Genomic DNA, 20,870 nt, shown 5'->3' on the forward strand with positions numbered 1-20,870 from the left:
GTATGACGTCCTGCCGGGTCGCGGGGGACGTCATGCGGGGCGGTTGCCCGGGCGACCAGTGCGTATGACGTCCTGCCGGGTCGCGGGGGACGTCATGCGGGGCGGTTGCCCCGGCGACCAGTGCGTATGACGTCCCGCCGGGTCGCGGGGGACGTCATCCGGGGCGGTTGCCCCGGCGACCAGGGCGTATGACCTCCCGAGGCGCACCACGCGCGACCCACGGCGCTCGGCCGGGTGCCAGACTGAGCCCATGTCGCTTCGCCACATGACGTCCGCCGTGGTCGACGCCGCCCAGCGCGTGGGTGTGGCGCCAGCGGCCCCGCGGCACCTCGAGCTCGGCGGGGCCGAGCTCGCCGTCGTGGGGTCGGCGCGCGTCTACGTCTGCGGCATCACGCCGTACGACGTCACGCACGTCGGCCACGCCGCCACATTCGTGTGGGCCGACCTCCTCGCGACGGTGCTGGACCGCACCGGGGTGGAGACGCGGACCTGTCGTAACGTGACCGACGTCGACGACGTGCTGCTCGAGGCGGCCCGGCGTCGCGGCAGCTACTTCGACGAGCTCGCACTCACCCAGGAGGCCGTCTTCGAGCAGTCGATGCGGGCGCTGCGCGTCGCGACACCCGCACACCAGCCGCGCGCCCGCTACCACGTCGACGCCGTCGTGCAGCTGGCCCAGGCCCTGCTGGACGCCGGTGCGGCCTACCACCGCGACGGCACGGTGTGGTTCCGCGGCGCGGACGTCGCGACCGGCTCCGGGCTCGACCGGGACGACGCGCTGGCCCGCTCCGCGGCGTACGGCGACCGGCCCGACGACCCGGCGAAGGACGACCCGTTCGACGTGGCCGTCTGGCGGCCGTCGTCCGACGGTGAGCCCGCCTGGCCCAGCGCCTGGGGCTGGGGCCGACCCGGCTGGCACGCGGAGTGTGCCGCGATGGCCCTGGCGGTCCAGGGCGCCAGCGTGGACGTGCTCGTCGGTGGCGAGGACCTCCTCTTCCCCCACCACGCCTACCAGGCCGCGATGGCCGAGGCCGTCACCGGCGTCCGGCCGTTCGCCCGAGCCGAGCTGCACGTCGGGGAGGTGCGGGTCGCCGGGCAGAAGATGGCGAAGTCGACCGGAAACCTGGTCCTCGTCGACGACCTGCTGCGTGATGTCTCGCCGGCCGCGCTCCGCCTCCACCTGCTGGACCGGCCGTACGCCGACGCCTGGGACTTCGAGCGCGACCGGTTGGCCGCGTCCCAGCAGACGCTGGAGGCGCTCTACGGAGCCGCCGCGCGCCCGGGGTCCGGCGAGCCCGGCACCGGGCCCGACACCGGGCCCGACATCGTGCTCGACCTGCTCCGCGACGACCTCGACGTGCCGGCAGCGGTTTCGGCGGCGCTCGAGCAGGGTGGCGAGGTCGCGCGCCAGCTGATCGCCACGCTCCGGTTGGGGTGACCGACGGGCTTCGGCCGGCTGCCATGCTGGACCGATGGCCAATCGCCTCCGCGCCGCGACATCGCCCTACCTCCTCCAGCACGCCGACAACCCCGTCGACTGGTGGGAGTGGTCGCCCGAGGCGTTCGCGGAGGCGCGGCGCCGCGGAGTGCCGGTGCTGCTCTCCGTCGGCTACGCCGCGTGCCACTGGTGCCACGTGATGGCGCACGAGTCGTTCGAGGACGACGCGACGGCGGCGTACCTCAACGAACACTTCGTCAGCGTCAAGGTCGACCGCGAGGAGCGGCCCGACGTGGACGCGGTCTACATGCAGGCGACGACGGCGATGACCGGCCACGGGGGCTGGCCGATGACGGTGGTGCTCGACCACGACGGCAGCCCGTTCTTCGCCGGCACCTACTTCCCCGACGCGCCGCGGCACGGGCAGCCGTCGTTCCGACAGGTGCTCGAGGCGCTCGTCGACGCCTGGGCCCACCGGTCCGACGAGGTACGCCGGGTGGCCGGCTCGCTGCGCGAGCATCTCGCGACCAGCGGCTTGACCGCGGCGCCGGCGCCGGTCACGCGGGCGGTGCTGGACGCGGCGGTGGCGACGCTCGCGAAGGAGTTCGACCGGCGGTCGGCGGGGTTCGGCGCTGCGCCGAAGTTCCCGCCGTCGATGGTGCTCGAGCTGCTTCTGCGCCACGGCGAGCGCGCCATGCTGGACGCGACCCTCGAGGCGATGGCGCGCGGCGGCATCCACGACCAGCTCGCCGGCGGGTTCGCCCGCTACTCCGTCGACCGCGACTGGGTGGTGCCGCACTTCGAGAAGATGCTCTACGACAACGCGCTGCTGCTGCGGGTCTACGCCGGGTGGGGCACCCCGCTCGGCGACCGGGTGGCGACCGGGATCGCCGACTTCCTGCTCGCCGAGCTGCTCACCGCGGAGGGGGGTTTCGCCTCGGCACTCGATGCCGACTCCGAGGGGGAGGAGGGCACCTTCTACGTCTGGACGCCCGCACAGCTGGACGAGGTGCTCGGCCCGGAGGACGGCGCCTGGGCGGCCGCGCTGCTCTCGGTGACGCCGGTCGGGACGTTCGAACGGGGTGCGTCGACGCTGCAGCTGCGGCACGACCCCGACGACGCCGCCCGGTGGGCCCGGGTGCGTGGCCGGCTGCTCGAGGCCCGGTCGCGTCGCGAGCGACCGGCCCGCGACGACAAGGTCGTGGCGGCCTGGAACGGCCTGGCGATCAGCGGGCTGTGCCGGGCCGGGTACGTCGACGCGGCTCGTCGTGCCGGTGAGCTGCTGTGGCGCGTGCACGTCGTCGACGGCCGGCTGCGCCGCGTCTCGCGCGACGGGGTCGTGGGCGCGCCTGCCGGGGTGCTGGAGGACCACGGCTGCGTCGCGGCCGGGTTCCTCGACCTGCTGCAGGCGACCGGGGACGCCGTCTGGCTCGAGCGTGCGGAGCTGCTGCTCGAGGCAGCGATCAACCACTTCGCGGCCGACGACGGAGGCTTCTTCGACACCGCCGACGACGCCGAGGCCCTGGTCGCCCGGCCGCGCGACCCCTCCGACAACGCGTCACCCTCCGGGCTGTCCTCGATGGTGCACGCGCTCGCCACCTACGCCGCGGTCACCGGCTCGGGCCGGCACCGCGACGCAGCGGAGGCCGCGCTGGCCACGGTGGCGGTGCTCGCCGAGCGGGCGCCCCGCTTCGCCGGCTGGTCGCTGGCCGCGGCCGAGTCCATGCTCGACGGCCCCCTCGAGGTGGCCGTGGTGGGTCCGGCCGGGGCGGACCGGGATGTCCTCGAGGCGGTGGCGCGACGCGACCCGAACGCGGTGGTGCTCGTGGCGGAGGGCGCGCGGGAGGACGTCCCGCTGCTGGTCGGCCGGGAGCCGGTCGAGGGTCGGCCGGCGGCGTACGTGTGCCGGGGCTTCGTGTGCGACCGGCCGGTCACCACCCCCGAGGAGCTGCGGAGGCTGCTGGGGGGCCGTCGAGACACCTGAACTGGCCCCCGACACGCCGGCCGGAGTGGCCACCTCGGGTGTCTCGCCGAGCGTCGGCACCCTCAGCCCGGGAGTCAGCGCAGGGAGAACGTCGCCATCGACACGCCGACGAAGTGCGCGGTGAAGGCCAGGATCGTGAAGGTGTGGAACACCTCGTGGAAGCCGAACCACCGCGGCCACGGGTTGGGCCTCTTGAAGCCGTAGACCACGCCGCCGAAGGTGTACAGACCACCGCCGACCAGGATCATCGTGAACACCGCGATGCCGATGCCCACCCCGAGGCGGGTGGCGCCGTCGTAGAACCCGGGGATGAAGAACACCGCCGCCCAGCCGAGCGCGACGTAGATCGGCACGTAGAGCCAGCGCGGCGCGTCGGTCCAGAAGACCCGGAAGCCGACGCCGAGGACGGCGCCCGCCCACACGGTCGTCAGGAGCACCGTGCGCTGGGTGCCCTCGAGCAGCAGCAGGCTGAACGCCGTGTAGGACCCGGCGATCAGCACGAAGATGTTGGCGTGGTCCCAGCGCCGCCAGAACGCCCAGAGCCGGGGTGACCAGGTGCCGGTGTGGTAGATCGCCGACACGCCGAACAGCAGCAGCGCGGACGCGGTGAAGACCGCGGACCCGACGCGCGTGGTCGTGGTCGGCGAGAGGGCGATGAGCACGATGCCCGCCGCCAGCGTGAGCGGCACGGTGCCCAGGTGCAGCCAGCCGCGCAGCTTGGGCTTGATGTCGTGCAGGTCCGCCTTGAGGTCGGCGACGGCGTCGTGCAGTCGTCCGGTCATGGCGTGGTCCATGGAGTGAACATACCCGCGGTCCGGTGACGCGAACCCCACGACGGGTCGACGGCAGGGTGGCGGTGTGAGGAAGGTCGCGCCGGTAGCATCGAGGGGTGGCGGACTGGAAGCGTGGACTCCGGCGGGTGCTCTACCCCGCCTACGAGGCCCGCGTGCTCCGCCGGATGCCCGACGACATCCCGAAGCACGTCGGCGTGATGCTCGACGGCAACCGGCGGTGGGCCAAGGCCGTGGGCCGCGACACCGCACACGGTCACCGGGCCGGGGCGGCCAACATCGAGCCGCTCCTCGGCTGGTGCGACGAGGTCGGCATCGAGGTCGTCACGTTGTGGCTGCTCTCGACCGACAACCTCAACCGGCCCGAGCACGAGCTCGCGCCGTTGCTGGAGATCATCGGCGACGCCGTCGCGTCGCTGGCCGACCAGCGCCGCTGGCGGATCCACCCGGTCGGTGCCCTCGACCTGCTCCCGGCGCCGGTCACCGAGAAGCTGAAGGCGGCCGAGGAGGCCACCCGCGACGTCCACGGGATGCTCGTCAACGTGGCGGTCGGCTACGGGGGGCGCCGCGAGATCGCGGACGCCGTCCGTTCACTGCTGCAGGAGGCGGTCGCGCAGGGCACGTCGCTGGAGGAGCTCGCCGGCGCCCTGGACGTCGAGGACATCGCCGAGCACCTCTACACCAAGGGCCAGCCCGACCCCGACCTGGTGATCCGCACCTCCGGCGAGCAGCGGCTCGGCGGGTTCCTGCTCTGGCAGAGCGCGAAGTCGGAGTTCTACTTCTGTGAGGCCTACTGGCCCGACTTCCGTCGCGTGGACTTCCTGCGCGCCATCCGCGCCTACGCCCAGCGCGAGCGCCGCTTCGGTTCCTGACCGCCCGGCTCCCGCCTCGTCGGCGGCTCGTGTTTCGGGCACGTGACGTTCACCCCGCGTTCTGGCGTGTCGCGCCGGATCGGCGCGGGCCGCGGCGTACGTTCGGCGCTATCGGCGGGTGGGGAAGCTCGCCGTATCGGGAGGCCCGTTCGTGAGAAGTCACGACTGCACAGCACGCGCGGTGAGGCAGCTGCCCCGCCGTCGTGCCACCGGGAGCCGGCACTCCGGCGCTCGGGCCCGCTCCGGTCCGTCTGCTTGAACCACGGCCGGGGCGAGGAGTGCCCGTGTCGGCCCGCGAAGGGGTGTCACCGTGCCGAACCAGGCTCCGAAGACCCAGCGCTCCACCTCCGCGAAGGGCCGGGCGACGACCCCGCCGGCCGTGCGGACGTACGTGCTCGACACCAGCGTGCTGCTCGCCGACCCCGGCGCGATCAGGCGTTTCGAGGAGCACGAGGTGGTGCTGCCGGTCGTGGTGATCACCGAGCTGGAGGGCAAGCGGCACCACCCCGAGCTGGGCTTCTTCGCGCGCACGGCGCTGCGGATGCTCGACGAGCTGCGGATCACCCACGGCCGGCTCGACGAGCCGGTGCCGGTCGGCGACTTGGGCGGCAGCGTGCGGGTCGAGCTCAACCACACCGACCCGGCGTCGCTGCCCTCGGGCTTCCGCCTCGGTGACAACGACACGCGCATCCTCGCCGTCGCGCGCAACCTGGCCAACGAGGGCCACGACGTCACGCTGGTCTCCAAGGACCTGCCGCTGCGCATCAAGGCCTCGGCCGTCGGCCTCGACGCCGAGGAGTACCGCGCGGAGGGCGTCAGCGACTCCGACACCGGCTACTCCGGCATGGCCGAGCTGGAGGTGGCCGCCGCGGACCTCGACGAGCTGTACGACGACGGCGTGATCGACCACGAGGCGGCCCGTGAGCTGCCGTGCCACACCGGTCTGGTGCTGCTCTCCGAGCGGGGTACGGCGCTCGGGCGGGTCGGCCCGGACAAGCAGGTGCACCTCGTGCGGGGCGACCGGGAGGCGTTCGGCATCCACGGTCGCTCGGCGGAGCAGCGGATCGCCCTGGAGATGCTGCTCGACCCCGAGGTCGGCATCGTGTCGCTGGGCGGCCGCGCCGGCACCGGCAAGTCGGCCATGGCGCTGTGCGCGGGCCTCGAGGCCGTCCTGGAGCGGCGCCAGCACCAGAAGGTCGTGGTGTTCCGGCCCCTGTTCGCGGTCGGCGGCCAGGAGCTCGGCTACCTCCCCGGGTCGGAGTCGGAGAAGATGTCGCCCTGGGGCCAGGCGGTCTTCGACACGCTCGGCGCGATGACCTCCAAGGACGTCATCGACGAGATCCTCGACCGCGGCATGCTCGAGGTGCTCCCGCTGACCCACATCCGTGGCCGGTCGCTGCACGACGCGTTCGTGATCGTCGACGAGGCCCAGTCGCTGGAGCGCAACGTCCTGCTGACCGTCCTGTCCCGCATCGGCGCCAACTCCAAGGTGGTGCTGACCCACGACGTCGCCCAGCGCGACAACCTGCGGGTCGGCCGCCACGACGGCGTGGTCGCCGTGATCGAGAAGCTCAAGGGGCACCCGCTCTTCGCCCACGTCACGCTCACCCGGTCCGAGCGCTCGCCGATCGCGGCGCTGGTGACCGAGATGCTGGAGAACGTCACGCTCTGACGCTCGGAGTGGGGCACGTTTCCCCGGCCGACCGGGGAAACGTGCCTCCTCCTGAGGCTGTCGTGACGGCTGTGACTGGAGTGTCGTCCGTATGCCTGAGATCACGGACCCGATGTGGAGGTTCGGTTTGCAACCACCCGCGTCGTCAGGCAGGGTGGCCGTGATCTTTTCGTGACCTTGGCGACCACTCGGGTGGCCGCGGTCGCCTCGAGACCCCCGTCGTCTACCCGAGACCGAGCCCTTGTCGAAACGCACCAAGTACGTTCCGAAGCACCGGCACGCACCCGAGCGGACGCTCGTCGAGGCTCCGAAGCGAGCCCTCAAGAACACCGTGGTGCTGTCCTCGGTGGCGGTCGCCGCGACCGGCGTGACCATCTCCAGCGGGGTGCTGAGCAGCCCCGCGGCGGTGTCGTCCGCCGCCGCGGACCTCGGCCAGCAGGCCTCGTCGCCCGTCCGGGGCGGCTCGGTGGCCGACGTGGACCGCGCTCCCGTCGTCTCGCGGTCCTCGGACCGCCGTGACGCGGCGGACCCGGCCAAGGAGGCCGCCCTGTCGGTGGACAGCGGCCCGGCGGTGACCGACCGGGTCGAGCTCTCTGACGGCGACCCGCGCGACATCGCCAAGGCTCTGCTCCCTCAGTTCGGCTTCTCCTCCGACCAGTTCGGCTGCCTGGACTCGCTGTGGATGCGCGAGAGCGGCTGGAACCCGTCCGCGCAGAACGCGTCCTCCGGCGCCTACGGCATCCCGCAGTCCCTCCCCGGCTCGAAGATGGCGACCGCCGGCTCCGACTGGGCCACCAACCCGGCCACCCAGATCAAGTGGGGCCTGGGCTACATCCAGGACCGCTACGGCAGCCCCTGCGGCGCCTGGGGCCACTCGCAGTCCTACGGCTGGTACTGATCCACCGCTGCTGGTTTACCCGGTCGACCGGGTAAACCCTCGCTTGTCGGCCAAAGTTTCGGCCGACAAGCACAGGTATTGGCCGACAAGTCCGGACGGGCCGGTCAGGGGTGTGTCATCGACTCCACGTCGAGCGCGGCGTCCAGCTGCTCCTCGGTGAGCTCGCCCCGCTCGACGTAGCCCAGCCGCAGCACGGTCTCGCGGATCGTCGCCCCGTCGGCCAGCGCCTGCTTGGCGACCTTCGCCGCCGCCTCGTAGCCGATGAACCGGTTGAGCGGCGTCACCACCGAGGGGGACGACTCGGCGTAGTGCCGCATCCGGTCCGCGTCGGCGGTGATGCCGTCGACGCAGCGCTCGGCCAGCAGGCGTGAGGCCGCCGCGAGCAGCCGCACCGACTCCAGGACGTTGCGCGCGATCACGGGCATCGCGACGTTGAGCTCGAAGGACCCGCTCGCACCGGCGGCCGTGACGGCCGCGTCGTTGCCGATCACCTGGAAGCAGACCATCAGGGTCGCCTCGGGCAGCACCGGGTTGACCTTGCCGGGCATGATGCTGGATCCCGGCTGCAGGTCGGGCAGGTGGATCTCCGCGAGCCCGGTGGTGGGGCCCGACGACATCCAGCGCAGGTCGTTGCAGATCTTGACCAGCCCGACGGCGTACGTGCGCAGTACCCCGCTGAGTTCGACGAGCGAGTCGCGGGTGCCCTGGGCCTCGAAGTGGTTGCGCGCCTCCGTGAACGGCTGCCCGGTCGTCTCGGCGAGCACCGCGATCACGCGCTCCGCGAACCCGGGCGGGGTGTTGATGCCGGTGCCGACCGCCGTGCCGCCCAGCGGCAGCTCGCGGACGCGGGGGAGGACCGACTCGAGCCGCTCGCCGGCATACCACACCGTGGCGGCGTAGCCCCCGAGCTCCTGGCCAAGCATCACCGGGGTCGCGTCCATCAGGTGGGTGCGGCCGGCCTTCACCAGTCCGGCGAACTCGTCCGCCTTGGCCTCGAGGCTGCCGGCCAGCACCCCGAGGGCGGGCAGCAGGTCGTCGACGACCGCGAGCGCCGCGGCGACGTGGATCGCGGTGGGGAAGGTGTCGTTGCTCGACTGGCTGGCGTTGACGTGGTCGTTGGGGTGCACCTCGACGCCGCCGCGCGCCGCGAGGCTCGCGATGACCTCGTTGGCGTTCATATTGGAGCTGGTGCCCGAGCCGGTCTGGAAGACGTCCACGGGGAAGGCGTCGTCGTGGGCGCCCTCGGCCACGCTCGTCGCCGCCGTCCTGATCGCCGTGGCGCGGTCGCCGTCCAGGATCCCGAGCTCCCCGTTGACCGTCGCCGCGGCCGCCTTGACCCGCCCGATCGCGTGGATCAGCGCCGGCTCGAGCGGCGTGCCGCTGATCGGGAAGTTCTCGACGGCCCGCTGCGTCTGCGCGCGCCAGAGCGCCTGGGCCGGCACGCGGACCTCGCCCATACTGTCGTGCTCGATGCGGAACTGGTCACCCTCGACGCTCATGCGTCGGACGGTACCCGCGCGACGTACAGCCAGAACGCCTCCTCGCGATCCTGCAGCACGACGTCGTGGGACTGTGCCTCCGCGTCGCCGAAGACCTCCGCCAGCGTGTCGCGGAGCTCGGGTGCCTGGTCGGCCGACCAGACCGCGAGCGCGCCTCCGGGGCGCAGCACGCTGCGGGCAGCCCGCAGGAAGGGCTCGCGGTAGAGCGCGGCGTTCGTGCGGTGCACCAGGTAGCCGGGGCCGTTGTCGACGTCGAGCAGCACCAGGTCGTACGACGACGGCGGCGCCTCAGCGAGCGCGACCGCGATGTCGGCGACGACGACCGTCACCCGCTCGTCGGCCAGGAGCGCCGGGCCGTGCGGGACGGTGCCGTCGCGCATCCAGTCGACCAGCCGCGGCTCGATCTCGACGACCGCGCACTTCTCCACCCGGTGGTCGGCGAGCACCTCGTGCATCGTGAAGCCGAGCCCCAGGCCGCCCACGACGACCGCCCGGGGACGGTCGACCAGGGCCAGCGCCGCACTGGCGAGCGCCTGCTCGGTGCTGGTCTCGAGGGTGTCCATGACGAACACCCCGTTGGCGCGCAGCTCCAGCACGGTCGGTGCGTTCTCGTCGCGGCGCTCGCGCAGCACCAGCTCGCCACGCTCGGACTCGGCCCGGGCGATCTCGACGTACTCCACGGCGCACACGGTACGGAAGATGTGGGTACCGGCCGCCCGTGACCCCACCACACCAGGACGCCCAGGACCGCCCCGACGAGGGCCAGGTCTCCGAGGTCAGCGGGCTGACGGAGCCCACCCAGCAGGCCCCCGGCGACTCGGTCGCCGGTGCCCCGGACCAGGAGAGCGGCCGCCCCGACGAGGGTCCCACCGGCCCCGACGCGGTGACCTTCGCCGACGAGGACGACCACTACCCGGACAAGGGCGACGTCGAGACCACCGGCTGACCCGTGCCCCTCGCGGTGGTCCCGGTGGTCCCGTGGGGACGACGCTCCTATGGTTCGTCAAGTGGTGATGGGGCGGTTTTCGAGTAGGCGGTAGAGGTCTCTGGCGATGTAGCGCTTGAGGCATCGTTTGATCTCTCGTGGTGTCTTGCCTTCGGTGGTGCGGCGAGCGACGTAGTCGCGGGTGTCCTGGTCGTAGCGGATGCGTGAGAGCGCGATGGTGTGCAGGGCCCTGTTGAGTTGGCGGTCGCCGTAGCGGTTGAGCCGGTGTCGGGTGGTGATCTTGCCGCTGTTGGCCTTGATGGGGGCGACGCCGGCGAGCTTGGCGAACGCGGCTTCGGAGTGGATGCGACCGGGGTGGGACCAGGCGCACAGGACGGTCGCGGCCACGATGGGTCCGATGCCGGGCTGCGCGAGCAGGTCGGGTCGCCACCGGCCGACGATGGTCTTGATCGCCTTCTGATGGTCGGCGGCCTCCTGGGCGAGGGCCTGGGCGCGGCGGGCCAGGGACCGCAGGGCGGTGACCGTGGTGGTGGTCTCGGTGTCCCAGGAGGCGTGGGTTCGCAGGGCAGCGGCAGTCTTGATCATCGCGGGCAGCTGTTGGCCACGGAACCGGTCACGGATCTGCTCGGGGGCAGCGATGACCAGGCTGAACACCTGCCGCTGTGCGTCGGTGCCGGCCTGGACCGCGGAGCGTCGTGCAGCCAGCAGCACCGATAGGGCTTGGCGTTCCCCGCCCTGGCGCGGGGTGCCCCACCGGGGTCGCGCGAGCGCCTCGCGGGCAGCACGGACCGCGTCGAGGGGGTCGGACTTCTCCCCGTTGCGGCGTTGGGCCCGCTCGGGACGGTCGAGCTCGATGACCAGCTCCTCACCGCGAGCCAGGTGGTGGGCCAGGCCCGCGCCGTGACAGCCGGTGCCCTCGATCGCCCAGGCGCGCAGCACCGCGTGTTGGTCAGCGAACTCCACCAGCTGGGCGTAGCCCTCGGCGTTGGCTTCGACGGTGATCTCGTCGAGCACCCCACCGGTGCGGACGTCGATGGCGGCCGCGGCGTGGGTGTCGACGTGGGTGTCGACGCCGATCACGACGTCGACCAGATCACTTAGATCGGTCAGACTGGTCATGCGTTCCTCCTTGCCTGGGAGTGGATGTGGATCCGGTCCGGGCGGAGAAATCGGCAGGACTGTGATGAGACACGACGGGTGGGTCAACACCCGACGGTCAAGCTCCTGATCAGGCCAGCTACTCCGACCCGGGCCGGGGCCGAGGACCACGAGCGGACAAGTCGCCCCAAGGGCACGAAGCCAGTCATCCGACGGGTCACACCCGCAGCCCTCGACCCACAGCCCAGCACCATCAGGCTGCCAACGGAATCCTCACAGTCATCCGAGGTGGTTGCTGGGGCGACCGAGCCGGATGTCGTGCCGGCGCCCTGGCCCGCCCAGTTGCCGTCCACAGGGGAGTCCCCCGACACCGCGATCCCCAGCCCGGACGTCGCCCCTGTGTGGGAGGGTCAGGCGCGTCGCAGCCTGGTGGCATGGACGACAACCTCGAACGGCGCCGGTCGACTCGGCGCGATCGCGGTCTCCAGCAGATCGCTGACCAGCAGGCATGCGTCGTGTCCCGGACGCAGCTCTACGACCTCGGCTGGTCGCGGGGCGAGGTGCGGGCGGAGGTGCGTGCCGATCGGTGGCGCCGGCTCGGTCGGCACTGCCTGGTCCTGCACACGGGCCCGCTCCCCGAGGACGCCCGCTACTGGGCTGCGGCTCTCGAGGGCGGTCCACGAGCGGTCATCGACGGCGACTCATCACTCGTCCTGGCCGGACTGCGGCACTACACGCCGGACCGGATCCGGGTGTCCGTGCCAAGGGGAGCCCGGATCCGTCACCGCAGGACGTCGATAGACATCCGGCAGACCCGGCGGTGGGACGCCGATGACGTCGTGCCGGGAGGCGTGCCGCGCACCCGCCCAGCGGTCGCCGTCCGAGCAGCGATCTGGGCTCGCTCCAACCGCCAGGCTGAGCTCTTGCTGACGATGACGGTCCAGCAGGATGTTGCGAAGGTCGAGGACATCGTGGCCGAGCTGCTACGCATCCGGAGGGACAAGCGACGGCTCATGCTCAACCAGCTGGTCCTGGAGCTGGTGGGCGGCATCCGATCGCTGAACGAGCTCGACGTGGTCAGAGGGTGTCGCGAGCGCGGGCTGCCCGAGCCGGACAAGCAGGTGTGCCGGCGCACGGCGAACGGGACGTACTACCTCGACTTCCGCTGGGGTCGCTGGAGGGTGGTCGTCGAGGTCGACGGGATCCAGCACGCGTGGGCCGTCAACCTGGTCGGTGACGCACTGCGCCACAACCGGCTCGCGATCGCGGGCGACTGCGTGCTCCGTCTGCCCGTCCTCGGTCTCCGAGCCCGGCCGGACGAGTTCTTCGCCCAGATCTCCGAGGCGCTCGAGGCCGCCGGGTGGGTCCGCGGTCAGCTGCCCGCCGCCTGAGCGGCGCCGTCCTGTCTCGGGCCCGGGTGAGCCGTCAGGACGTCGTACGGGATGGTCGCTGAGGCAGCCACCTCGTGTGACGCCCCGCCCCGGCCGGGGCGGGGCCGGAGCCGGGGCGGGGCACGGACGTCATACGGGTTGGTCGTTCGGGCTGCCGCTTCGTATGACGTCTCGTGGGGGCGGTGCGGAGGTCATCCGGGTTGGTCGCTGGGGCAGCCGCTTCGTATGACGTCCCGCCGGGGCGAGGAGGACGGGGCAGGGGTCGACCGAGTGCCGCGCCGGTCCGGCTACTGGGCCGAGCGCACCCGGATCCCGGAGAGCGGCACGGTGACGCTGCCGGAGGGGTCGGTGAAGAAGTCGTTGCCCTTGTCGTCGACGACGATGAACGCGGGGAAGTCCTCGACCTCGATTTTCCAGACCGCCTCCATGCCGAGCTCGGGGTACTCCAGCACCTCCTGGCTCTTGATGCAGTCCTGCGCGAGCCGCGCCGCGGGCCCGCCGATCGAGCCGAGGTAGAAGCCGCCGTGCGCCGCGCAGGCGTCGGTGACCGCCTTGGAGCGGTTGCCCTTCGCCAGCATCACCATCGAGCCGCCGGCGGCCTGGAACTGCTCCACGTAGGAGTCCATCCGCCCCGCGGTCGTCGGGCCGAACGACCCGGACGCCATGCCCGCCGGCGTCTTGGCCGGGCCGGCGTAGTAGACCGGGTGGTCGCGCAGGTACGCCGGCATCGGCTCGCCCGCGTCCAGCCGCTCCTTGATCTTGGCGTGGGCGATGTCGCGGGCCACGACGAGCGGGCCGGTGAGCGAGAGCCGGGTCTTGACCGGGTACTGGGACAGCTGGGCGAGGATCTCCGACATCGGCCGGTTCAGATCCACCGAGACGACCTCGCCGCCCGAGATGTCCTCGGCCACGCCGGCGTCCGGCATGTAGTGCGCCGGGTCGGTCTCCAGCTGCTCGAGGAAGACGCCCTCGGCCGTGATCTTGCCCAGCGCCTGCCGGTCGGCCGAGCAGGACACCGCGATCGCGACCGGGCAGGACGCGCCGTGCCGGGGGAGCCGGACGACGCGCACGTCGTGGCAGAAGTACTTGCCGCCGAACTGCGCGCCGATCCCGAAGGACTGCGTGAGCTCGAAGACCTGCTGCTCGAGCTCCAGGTCGCGGAACCCGTGCGCGGACATCGAGCCCGACGTCGGCAGGTTGTCGAGGTAGTGCGCGGAGGCGTACTTCGCGGTCTTCAGCGCGAACTCCGCCGACGTGCCGCCGATGACGACCGCGAGGTGGTACGGCGGGCAGGCGGCCGTGCCGAGGGACCGGATCTTCTCGTCCAGGAACGTCAGCAGCCGCTGCGGGTTCAGCACGGCCTTGGTCTCCTGGAAGAGGAACGACTTGTTCGCCGAGCCGCCGCCCTTGGCCATGAAGAGGAACTTGTACTCGGGCCCCTTCTCGCCCTGGGCCGTGGAGTAGATCTCGATCTGGGCCGGCAGGTTGGTGCCGGTGTTCTTCTCCTCGTACGTCGTCAGCGGCGCGAGCTGGGAGTAGCGCAGGTTGAGCTTCGTGTAGGCGTCGTAGACACCGCGCGAGATCGCCTCGCCGTCGTCGGCGCCAGTGAGCACCCCCTCGGACTTCTTGCCCATCACGATCGCCGTGCCCGTGTCCTGGCACATCGGCAGGACGCCGCCGGCGGAGATGTTGACGTTCTTGAGCAGGTCGAGCGCGACGAACCGGTCGTTCCCGGACGCCTCGGGGTCGTCGATGATCTTGCGGAGCTGGGCCAGGTGCGCGGGGCGCAGGTAGTGGGCGATGTCGTGCATGGCCTCGGCGGTCAGCCGCTGGATCGCCTCGGGCGCCACTCGCAGGAACGTCTGCCCGTCGACCTCGAAGGTCGACACGCCCTCGGTCGTGACGAGGCGGTAGGGCGTCTCGTCCTTCCCGGTCGGCAGGAGGTCGGAGTAGCGGAACTCGGGTCCGTTCGAGGGTGCTTCGCTCACGAACCCCCAGCCTAGTCCGCGACTAGGCTGGTCGGCATGGTGGGAGAGCTGGAGCCGGAGAGGGGCCGGATGCGCATCTCCGACGCCGACCGGCACCGCGTCGCGGAGATCCTCCGGGGGGCCGCCGGCGAGGGTCGGCTGGACATCGACGAGCTCGACGAGCGGCTGGAGGCGACGTACGCCGCCCGCACGTACGCCGACCTGGTGCCGATCACCCACGACCTGCCGGTCGCTGCCGGCGCCGAGGTCGCACCGGCGCGGGCCGGCTCATCGATCGTGAGCGGCCCGGCGCAGGAGCGGCACGTGGCGATCCTGGGCGGGTTCGACCGCAAGGGCGTCTGGGTCGTTCCCGAGCACCTCTCGGTGTTCGCCATGATGGGCGGCGCGGACCTGGACCTGCGCGAGGCGAAGTTCGCCGCGAGCGAGGTGACCATCACCGTCAACTGCTTCATGGGCGGCGCCCAGGTGACGGTGCCGCCCCACGTCAACGTCGTCCTCGAGGGGACCGGGATCATGGGCGGCTACTCCGGTCCGGGCACCCGGCACGCCGCCGAGATCACCCCGGACTCACCGACCGTCCGGGTCCGCGGGGTGGCGGTCTGGGGTGGCGTGTCGGTGGAGCGCAAGCCGCTGCGCGGCTTCTAGCCTGCAGCAACCGGGGTCAGCCGGCCGCCGCCGGCTGCTCCGCGGCCTCGGCCATCGCCTCGCCAGGGATCCGGCCGGCGTGCTCTCGGTCCACCGTGAGGTTGTCACCGGTGGCCGGGTCGAAGAGGTGGATCTTCGAGCCGTCCACCCAGATCTCGGCCTCCTCGCCCTCGCGGATCCGGCTGGCGCCGTCGAGCGAGACGACGAGCTGGGTGTGCAGCGCCTCCCCGTCCAGGTCGCGCTCGAGCTGGCGCAGCTGCTCCTCCACCTCGGGCGGCGCCTCGAACGGGATGTAGGCGTAGGTCTCGTTGCCCAGCCACTCCACGACGTCGACCTTCGCGCGGAACGTCGAGCCGGAGGTGCCGTCCGTCTTCACCGACGCGTCCTCGAAGTGCTCGGGCCGGATGCCGGCCATCAACAGCCCCTTGCCGGCGGCCTTCTCGGCCTTCTCCGGCGGCAGCTCGACGCTGCCGAAGGGCAGCTTGGCCGAGGTGCCCTCGACCGTGACCGGCAGGAAGTTCATCGGCGGGGAGCCGATGAACCCCGCGACGAACAGGTTGCCCGGGTTCTCGTAGAGCTCGCGCGGTGTCGCGAGCTGCTGCAGCACGCCGCGCTTGAGCACCGCGACCCGGTCGCCGAGGGTCATCGCCTCGGTCTGGTCGTGGGTGACGTAGACGGTGGTGATGCCCAGCCGCTTCTGCAGCCGGGCGATCTCGGTGCGCATCTGCCCACGCAGCTTGGCGTCGAGGTTCGACAGCGGCTCGTCGAAGAGGAACGCGTCGGCCTCCCGCACGATCGCCCGCCCCATCGCGACCCGCTGCCGCTGGCCGCCGGACAGGTTGCCGGGCTTGCGCTCCAGATGCTCCTCGAGCTCGAGCGTCTTCGCCGCGTCGCGCACCTTGCGGTCGACCTCGTCGTCGGGCGCCTTGGCCAGCCGCAGCGGGAACGCGATGTTCTCGTAGACGGTCAGGTGCGGGTAGAGCGCGTAGTTCTGGAACACCATGGCCAGGTTGCGGTCGCGGGGCGCGAGGTCGTTGACGCGGCGGTCGCCGATCATCATGTCGCCCGACGTGATGTCCTCCAGCCCCACGATCATCCGCAGCAGCGTGGACTTCCCGCAGCCGGACGGCCCGACGAGGATCATGAACTCCCCGTCCGCGACGTCGATGCTGACGTCGTTGACCGCCGGGAAGCCGTCGCCGTACTGCTTGACGATGTTCTTCATGTCGATGGAAGTCACTGGGTCACCCCTTCACCGCGCCGGAGGTGAGGCCGGCGACGATCTTTCGCTGGAAGAGCAGGACGATGATGATGATCGGGACGGTGACCACCACCGATGAGGCGGCCAGCAGCCCGTAGGGCGGGTTGAACGGGTCGGGTCCGACGAAGAACGACAGCTGCGCCGGCACCGTCCGCGACGAGGTGGTGGACGTCAACGAGATCGCGAGCACGAACTCGTTCCAGGCGAAGAAGAACGTCAGGATCGCCGCGGTGAAGACGCCGGGTGCTGCGAGCGGCACGATCACCTTGCGGAACGCCTGCCACGACGTCGCACCGTCCACCTGGGCGGCCTGCTCCATCTCCCACGGGATCTCCCGGAAGAACGCCGAGAGCGTCCAGATCGCCAGCGGCAGCGTGAAGGACATGTAGGGGATGATCAGGCCGGGCCAGGTGTTGAACAGGTGCAGCGTGCGCCACAGGTCGAACAGCGGACCGACGAGGGCGACCACCGGGAACATCGCGATCGCCAGCGCCAGCGAGAGCACCAGCCGCTTGCCCTTGAACTCCAGCCGGGCGATCGCGTACGCCGCCAGCGTCGCGAAGATCACCGCGAGCACGGTCGCGATCGCCGCGATGCCGAAGGAGTTGCGCAGGGCGTCCAGGAAGTCCTGGTGCGTGCTCTCCTGACCCGGAGTCACGGTGCCGAAGCCGAGGATGTCGCGGTAGTTCTGCAGCGTCCACGTCTTGGGCAGGAACTGCGGGCTCCCGGCCGCGGTCTCGCCGGGCCCCTTGAAGGACAGCGAGATGATCCACGCCACGGGGAGCAGACACCAGACGAGGATCGCCGCGAAGCCGATCCAGGTGCCGACCTGGGTGCGGGTGCTCGAACGGCCGGCCATCACGCCTCACCCCTCGCCTGCGCCAGGTCGACCCGGAAGAGCTTGACGATGAGCCAGGCCAGGAGCAGCACCGCGAGGAAGAGTAGGACCGAGAGTGCGGAGCCGAGACCGAGCTGGAACTGCGCGATCACCTGGCGGTAGGTCAGGAACGACGAGGACTCGGTGTCCTGGGCTCCTCGGGTCATCACGAAGATGTTGTCGAAGATGCGGAACGCGTCGAGTGCCCGGAAGAGGACCGCGACCATGATCGCCGCCCGCATGTTCGGCAGGATCACCTTCCACAGCCGCTGCCACCAGGTGGCGCCGTCGACCTGGGCCGCCTCCAGCATGTCCTCGGAGACCTGCGACAGTCCGGCGAGCAGCAGGAGCGACATGAACGGCGTGGTCTTCCAGATCTCGGAGACCATGATCGCGAACATCGCCGGCCAGTGGCTGCCGAACCAGTTGGTCTCCGGGCTGATCCACGGCAGCCAGCTGAACCACGCGTTCACGAAGCCGTTGTTGAGGCTGAACGCGAACTGCCAGGCGTACGCCGAGACCACCGTGATGATCCCGTAGGGGATGAGGATCGAGGTTCGGATCGCCCCACGCGCGAAGACGATGCGGTGCATGACCATCGCGAACGCGAAGCCGATGACGAGCTCGACCCCGACGGTCACCACCATGATGATCACCGTGTTGAGCGTGTCCTGCCAGAAGAGCGAGTCCGTCAGCACGGTCGCGTAGTTGGACAGCCCGACGAACGACTTGTCGTCCGGCGTGGTCAGCCGGTAGCGGAACAGCGAGAGGTAGATCGCCTGGATCATCGGCCAGGCGGTGACGAGCAGCATGACCACCACGGCCGGGGCGACCAGCTTCTGGCCGAGCCGGTTCTCCGCCCGGCTGCGGTCGCTGACGCGCGGCTTCGTCGGCTGGGTGTGCGCACCGGGAGTGGCCACGGCTGTGCTCACAGCAGGCTCCTTCCGTGGAGGACGTTGTCGATGAAGGTCTGCGAGGTCGCGGGCGTCGAGGAGGTGACGCCGGAGGCCGGGTGCCACGTGGACTGGATGCCACCGGAGATGTCGCTCCAGTACGGCGTCACGGTGCGCGGCGCGGCCGCGTCGAGACTCTCCTGGAACAGCGCCAGCAGGTCCGCGGGATAGGTCTTCTGCAGAGCGTTGTCGTTGGCCTCGTAGCCGGCCTTGCTGGCCGGCATGTTGCCGGTGATCTCGGCGTTGACCTCCTGGTTCTCCGGGCTGGTGATGCACGCGACGGCGGCCATCGCGTCGTCGACGTGGGAGGAGTAGGCGCTCACGCCGAGGCCGATGCCGCCGTACGGCGGCCGGGAGTCCTCGCCCTGCACCGTCTGGGGATAGCGGGTGTAGCCGATGTCCTTGTTGAACCCGGGGTCGTTGCCCTCGTAGCTGTTGTAGATGTAGGTCCAGTTGACCATGAAGGCGCCCTGCGGGCCGCCGAAGGTCGAACCGGCCTGTCCCTCCTGCGCGACCGACAGGTCGGCCGGCGCCGCGGCCGAGTGCGCGAGCTCCTCGATCACCCCCGCTGCCTTCTCGCCGGCGGGGGAGTCGATCTCGAGCTTGAGGTCGATCCCCTTGTCGGTGTCGGTCGCCAGCTCACCGCCGGCGCCGGAGATCAGGGCGTTGATCCAGACGACGTACCCCTCGTACTTGTTCGCCTGCACGGCGACCTTGCCACCGTTGCTCGCGGCAGCCTTGATGATCTGGTCCCAGGTGACCGGCTGGCTCATGTCGATGCCGGCCTTCTGGACGAACGACTTGCGGTACCAGAGCACCTGGGTGTTGGACCAGAAGGGCGCCACCACCATCTCCCCGTCCCAGGTCGCCGCGTCGGTCGCTCCCTGGAAGGACTGGTCCTTCAGCTTGCTCTGCAGGTCCTCCGGCAGCGGGGCGAGGAAGCCGGCGTTCGCGAACTCCGCGGTGAACGGCGGGTCGATGCTCATGATGTCGATGCCCGAGTCGTGGGCCGCGAGCCGTCGCGCCAGCTGGATCCGCTGCTCGTTGGCGTCCTGGGGGAGCACCTGGGTGGTGATCGTGTAGTCGTCGGTGCTGCAGTTGGCGGCGACCTTGGCCTGGCCGCCGGAGTCGGGGTTGATGTACCAGACGAGCTGGGTGCGACCCTCGTCGGCGCTCGCCGAGCAGGCGGCGAGCAGCCCCGCCGTGCACAGCACAGCGGCGGCGGCCGCGGTCACGCGAGGAGCCCGAACCATGCGTTCCTCCCTCTTGTGGTCTACCTCACAGGTAGCCCCGTGGGCGGCGTTCCTAAACCTGCCGGTCCGTGGACCGGGTCCACGCGCGGCGAGGGTTCGGTACTGTGACGGCACTCACCTTTACGACGGATCGTCCGGCACGTACCTGCCGGTGAAGGAGTTGTTGAAGCATGGCCATCGTCAGGTTCGAAGAAGCACAGCGCTGGTACCCCGGCGCCGACCGGCCCGCCGTCCCCGGGATCTCGCTGGAGATCCAGGACGCCGAGTTCATGGTCCTCGTCGGCCCCTCCGGGTGCGGCAAGTCGACCACCCTGCGGATGCTGGCGGGGCTCGAGGAGGTCAACCAGGGCAAGATCTTCATCGGGGACCGCGACATCACCCACGTGCCGCCCAAGGACCGGGACATCGCGATGGTGTTCCAGAACTACGCGCTCTACCCCCACATGAGCGTCGCCGACAACATGGCGTTCTCGCTGAAGATGGCCAAGGTGCCCACCGAGGAGCGCAACCAGCGCGTCCAGGAGGCGGCCCGGATCCTCGGGCTCACCGAGTACCTCGACCGCAAGCCCAAGGCCCTCTCGGGCGGCCAGCGCCAGCGTGTCGCGATGGGCCGGGCCATCGTGCGCCAGCCGCAGGTGTTCTGCATGGACGAGCCGCTGTCCAACCTCGACGCCAAGATGCGCGTGCACACCCGCACCGACATCGCCAAGCTCCAGGCCGACCTCGGCATCACCACGGTCTACGTCACCCACGACCAGATCGAGGCGATGACGATGGGTGACCGGGTCGCGGTGATGAAGGACGGCTACCTCCAGCAGGTCGACACTCCGCTGGCTCTCTACGACCGGCCGGTCAACCTCTTCGTCGCCGGTTTCATCGGCTCCCCGCAGATGAACCTGATCCAGGCCCAGGCCGCCGACGGCCAGGCGAAGATCGGCGACTACCTGGTCCCGGTGGACCCGGCGGCGGCGCAGAAGATGCAGGGCAACATCACCGTCGGCGTCCGCCCCGAGGCGTGGCGCGTGGTCGGCAACAGCGAGGACGGCATGCCGGTCAAGGTGACCGTCGTGGAGGACCTCGGCGCCGACGCCTACGTCTACGGCACCTGCGGGGTCGAGGGGACGCCCAGCAACATCATCATCCGGGTCGCCGGTCGCGACCACCCGATGAAGGGCGAGACGATGTACGTCACCACCGACCCCCGGAACGTGCACGTCTTCGACACCGACACCGGCGAGCGCCTGTCGGAGTAGTCGGGTCTCGATACGCTCGCTGGGGCTCGCTACTCGACCACCGAGATCACC

The 20,870-nt window shown here is 71.0% G+C and carries 18 protein-coding genes; 9 read left to right on the plus strand and 9 right to left on the minus strand.

Translation table 11 applies throughout. The annotated features are described in order from the left end of the window. Window positions 1-250 precede the first annotated feature (250 nt). Complete coding sequence (locus tag ACILRH_RS22585; RefSeq protein WP_395696329.1) at window positions 251-1,438, plus strand: class I tRNA ligase family protein; 1,188 nt, start codon at window positions 251-253, stop codon at window positions 1,436-1,438. 34 nt (window positions 1,439-1,472) lie between these two features. Beyond that, window positions 1,473-3,422, plus strand: coding sequence for a thioredoxin domain-containing protein (locus ACILRH_RS22590; RefSeq protein WP_395696330.1), 1,950 nt, complete (start codon window positions 1,473-1,475; stop codon window positions 3,420-3,422). Between the two features lie 74 nt (window positions 3,423-3,496). Here ACILRH_RS22590 and ACILRH_RS22595 read toward each other — a convergent pair whose 3' ends face one another. Continuing rightward, the gene (locus ACILRH_RS22595; RefSeq protein WP_395696331.1) at window positions 3,497-4,216 is read right to left on the minus strand and encodes a hemolysin III family protein; all 720 of its coding nucleotides are present in this window, start codon (window positions 4,214-4,216) and stop codon (window positions 3,497-3,499) included. Window positions 4,217-4,311: 95 nt separating this feature from the next. On the opposite strand from ACILRH_RS22595, the gene ACILRH_RS22600 reads away from it, so the two are divergent. The 3 genes from ACILRH_RS22600 (at window position 4,312) to ACILRH_RS22610 (ending at window position 7,655) form a co-directional block, all read left to right on the plus strand. Continuing rightward, the gene (locus ACILRH_RS22600) at window positions 4,312-5,085 is read left to right on the plus strand and encodes an isoprenyl transferase (protein WP_395696332.1); all 774 of its coding nucleotides are present in this window, start codon (window positions 4,312-4,314) and stop codon (window positions 5,083-5,085) included. Window positions 5,086-5,395: 310 nt separating this feature from the next. Further along, on the plus strand, window positions 5,396-6,757 hold the full coding sequence (locus ACILRH_RS22605; protein ID WP_395696333.1) for a PhoH family protein: 1,362 nt from the start codon (window positions 5,396-5,398) through the stop codon (window positions 6,755-6,757). A 241-nt stretch (window positions 6,758-6,998) separates the two neighbouring features. Next, window positions 6,999-7,655 carry a transglycosylase SLT domain-containing protein gene (locus ACILRH_RS22610; RefSeq protein WP_395696334.1) on the plus strand — a complete coding sequence of 219 codons (657 nt, stop codon included), beginning with the start codon at window positions 6,999-7,001 and terminating at the stop codon, window positions 7,653-7,655. A gap of 104 nt (window positions 7,656-7,759) precedes the next feature. Here ACILRH_RS22610 and ACILRH_RS22615 read toward each other — a convergent pair whose 3' ends face one another. After that, entirely contained in the window at window positions 7,760-9,154 is a 1,395-nt protein-coding gene (locus ACILRH_RS22615; RefSeq protein WP_395696335.1) for a class II fumarate hydratase, read from the minus strand. Beyond that, complete coding sequence (locus ACILRH_RS22620) at window positions 9,151-9,834, minus strand: spermidine synthase (RefSeq protein ID WP_395696336.1); 684 nt, start codon at window positions 9,832-9,834, stop codon at window positions 9,151-9,153. Before ACILRH_RS22620 ends, ACILRH_RS22615 begins: the two co-directional genes overlap by 4 nt. A gap of 38 nt (window positions 9,835-9,872) precedes the next feature. Here ACILRH_RS22620 and ACILRH_RS22625 point away from each other — a divergent pair, with 38 nt between their 5' ends. Beyond that, a complete protein-coding gene (locus ACILRH_RS22625; protein WP_395696337.1) occupies window positions 9,873-10,100 on the plus strand; it encodes a hypothetical protein in 228 nt (75 codons plus the stop codon). Window positions 10,101-10,157: 57 nt separating this feature from the next. Here the strand turns inward: ACILRH_RS22625 and ACILRH_RS22630 are convergent, their stop codons facing one another. Continuing rightward, window positions 10,158-11,219, minus strand: a complete 1,062-nt coding sequence (locus tag ACILRH_RS22630; protein WP_395690555.1) for an IS110 family transposase — start codon at window positions 11,217-11,219, stop codon at window positions 10,158-10,160. A gap of 413 nt (window positions 11,220-11,632) precedes the next feature. Here ACILRH_RS22630 and ACILRH_RS22635 point away from each other — a divergent pair, with 413 nt between their 5' ends. Next, a complete protein-coding gene (locus ACILRH_RS22635; protein WP_395696338.1) occupies window positions 11,633-12,589 on the plus strand; it encodes a DUF559 domain-containing protein in 957 nt (318 codons plus the stop codon). Between the two features lie 287 nt (window positions 12,590-12,876). Here ACILRH_RS22635 and ACILRH_RS22640 read toward each other — a convergent pair whose 3' ends face one another. Beyond that, window positions 12,877-14,577 carry a fumarate hydratase gene (locus ACILRH_RS22640; protein WP_395696339.1) on the minus strand — a complete coding sequence of 567 codons (1,701 nt, stop codon included), beginning with the start codon at window positions 14,575-14,577 and terminating at the stop codon, window positions 12,877-12,879. 36 nt (window positions 14,578-14,613) lie between these two features. Between ACILRH_RS22640 and ACILRH_RS22645 the strand changes: the two genes are divergently transcribed. Next, window positions 14,614-15,222: a DUF1707 domain-containing protein gene (locus tag ACILRH_RS22645; RefSeq protein WP_395696340.1), complete on the plus strand. Its 609-nt coding sequence runs from the start codon at window positions 14,614-14,616 to the stop codon at window positions 15,220-15,222. A 16-nt stretch (window positions 15,223-15,238) separates the two neighbouring features. Here the strand turns inward: ACILRH_RS22645 and ACILRH_RS22650 are convergent, their stop codons facing one another. The 4 genes from ACILRH_RS22650 to ACILRH_RS22665 are packed head-to-tail and all read right to left on the minus strand — an operon-like array spanning window position 15,239 to window position 19,566. Further along, the gene (locus ACILRH_RS22650) at window positions 15,239-16,462 is read right to left on the minus strand and encodes an ABC transporter ATP-binding protein (protein WP_395696341.1); all 1,224 of its coding nucleotides are present in this window, start codon (window positions 16,460-16,462) and stop codon (window positions 15,239-15,241) included. 4 nt (window positions 16,463-16,466) lie between these two features. Next, window positions 16,467-17,342, minus strand: coding sequence for a carbohydrate ABC transporter permease (locus tag ACILRH_RS22655; RefSeq protein ID WP_395696342.1), 876 nt, complete (start codon window positions 17,340-17,342; stop codon window positions 16,467-16,469). After that, window positions 17,342-18,292 (minus strand): carbohydrate ABC transporter permease, encoded by a 951-nt coding sequence (locus ACILRH_RS22660; protein WP_395696343.1) that lies wholly within the window; start codon window positions 18,290-18,292, stop codon window positions 17,342-17,344. The genes ACILRH_RS22655 and ACILRH_RS22660 overlap by 1 nt, the downstream gene beginning before the upstream one ends. Further along, window positions 18,289-19,566: an extracellular solute-binding protein gene (locus ACILRH_RS22665; protein ID WP_395696344.1), complete on the minus strand. Its 1,278-nt coding sequence runs from the start codon at window positions 19,564-19,566 to the stop codon at window positions 18,289-18,291. Before ACILRH_RS22665 ends, ACILRH_RS22660 begins: the two co-directional genes overlap by 4 nt. A gap of 170 nt (window positions 19,567-19,736) precedes the next feature. Between ACILRH_RS22665 and ACILRH_RS22670 the strand changes: the two genes are divergently transcribed. Then, the gene (locus tag ACILRH_RS22670; RefSeq protein WP_395696345.1) at window positions 19,737-20,819 is read left to right on the plus strand and encodes an ABC transporter ATP-binding protein; all 1,083 of its coding nucleotides are present in this window, start codon (window positions 19,737-19,739) and stop codon (window positions 20,817-20,819) included. Window positions 20,820-20,870: the final 51 nt, after the last annotated feature.

It is taken from the genome of Nocardioides sp. (assembly GCF_044226765.1).
Taxonomy (GTDB): domain Bacteria; phylum Actinomycetota; class Actinomycetes; order Propionibacteriales; family Nocardioidaceae; genus Nocardioides.

Bases quoted from the DNA above. Each gene is read 5' to 3' on its own strand.
- ACILRH_RS22635 (WP_395696338.1), top strand. From the start codon at position 11,633: ATGGACGACAACCTCGAACGGCGCCGGTCGACTCGGCGCGATCGCGGT.
- ACILRH_RS22630 (WP_395690555.1), bottom strand. From the start codon at position 11,219: ATGACCAGTCTGACCGATCTAAGTGATCTGGTCGACGTCGTGATCGGC.
- ACILRH_RS22615 (WP_395696335.1), bottom strand. From the start codon at position 9,154: ATGAGCGTCGAGGGTGACCAGTTCCGCATCGAGCACGACAGTATGGGC.
- ACILRH_RS22665 (WP_395696344.1), bottom strand. From the start codon at position 19,566: ATGGTTCGGGCTCCTCGCGTGACCGCGGCCGCCGCCGCTGTGCTGTGC.
- ACILRH_RS22595 (WP_395696331.1), bottom strand. From the start codon at position 4,216: ATGGACCACGCCATGACCGGACGACTGCACGACGCCGTCGCCGACCTC.
- ACILRH_RS22585 (WP_395696329.1), top strand. From the start codon at position 251: ATGTCGCTTCGCCACATGACGTCCGCCGTGGTCGACGCCGCCCAGCGC.
- ACILRH_RS22670 (WP_395696345.1), top strand. From the start codon at position 19,737: ATGGCCATCGTCAGGTTCGAAGAAGCACAGCGCTGGTACCCCGGCGCC.
- ACILRH_RS22655 (WP_395696342.1), bottom strand. From the start codon at position 17,342: ATGGCCGGCCGTTCGAGCACCCGCACCCAGGTCGGCACCTGGATCGGC.
- ACILRH_RS22645 (WP_395696340.1), top strand. From the start codon at position 14,614: ATGGTGGGAGAGCTGGAGCCGGAGAGGGGCCGGATGCGCATCTCCGAC.
- ACILRH_RS22590 (WP_395696330.1), top strand. From the start codon at position 1,473: ATGGCCAATCGCCTCCGCGCCGCGACATCGCCCTACCTCCTCCAGCAC.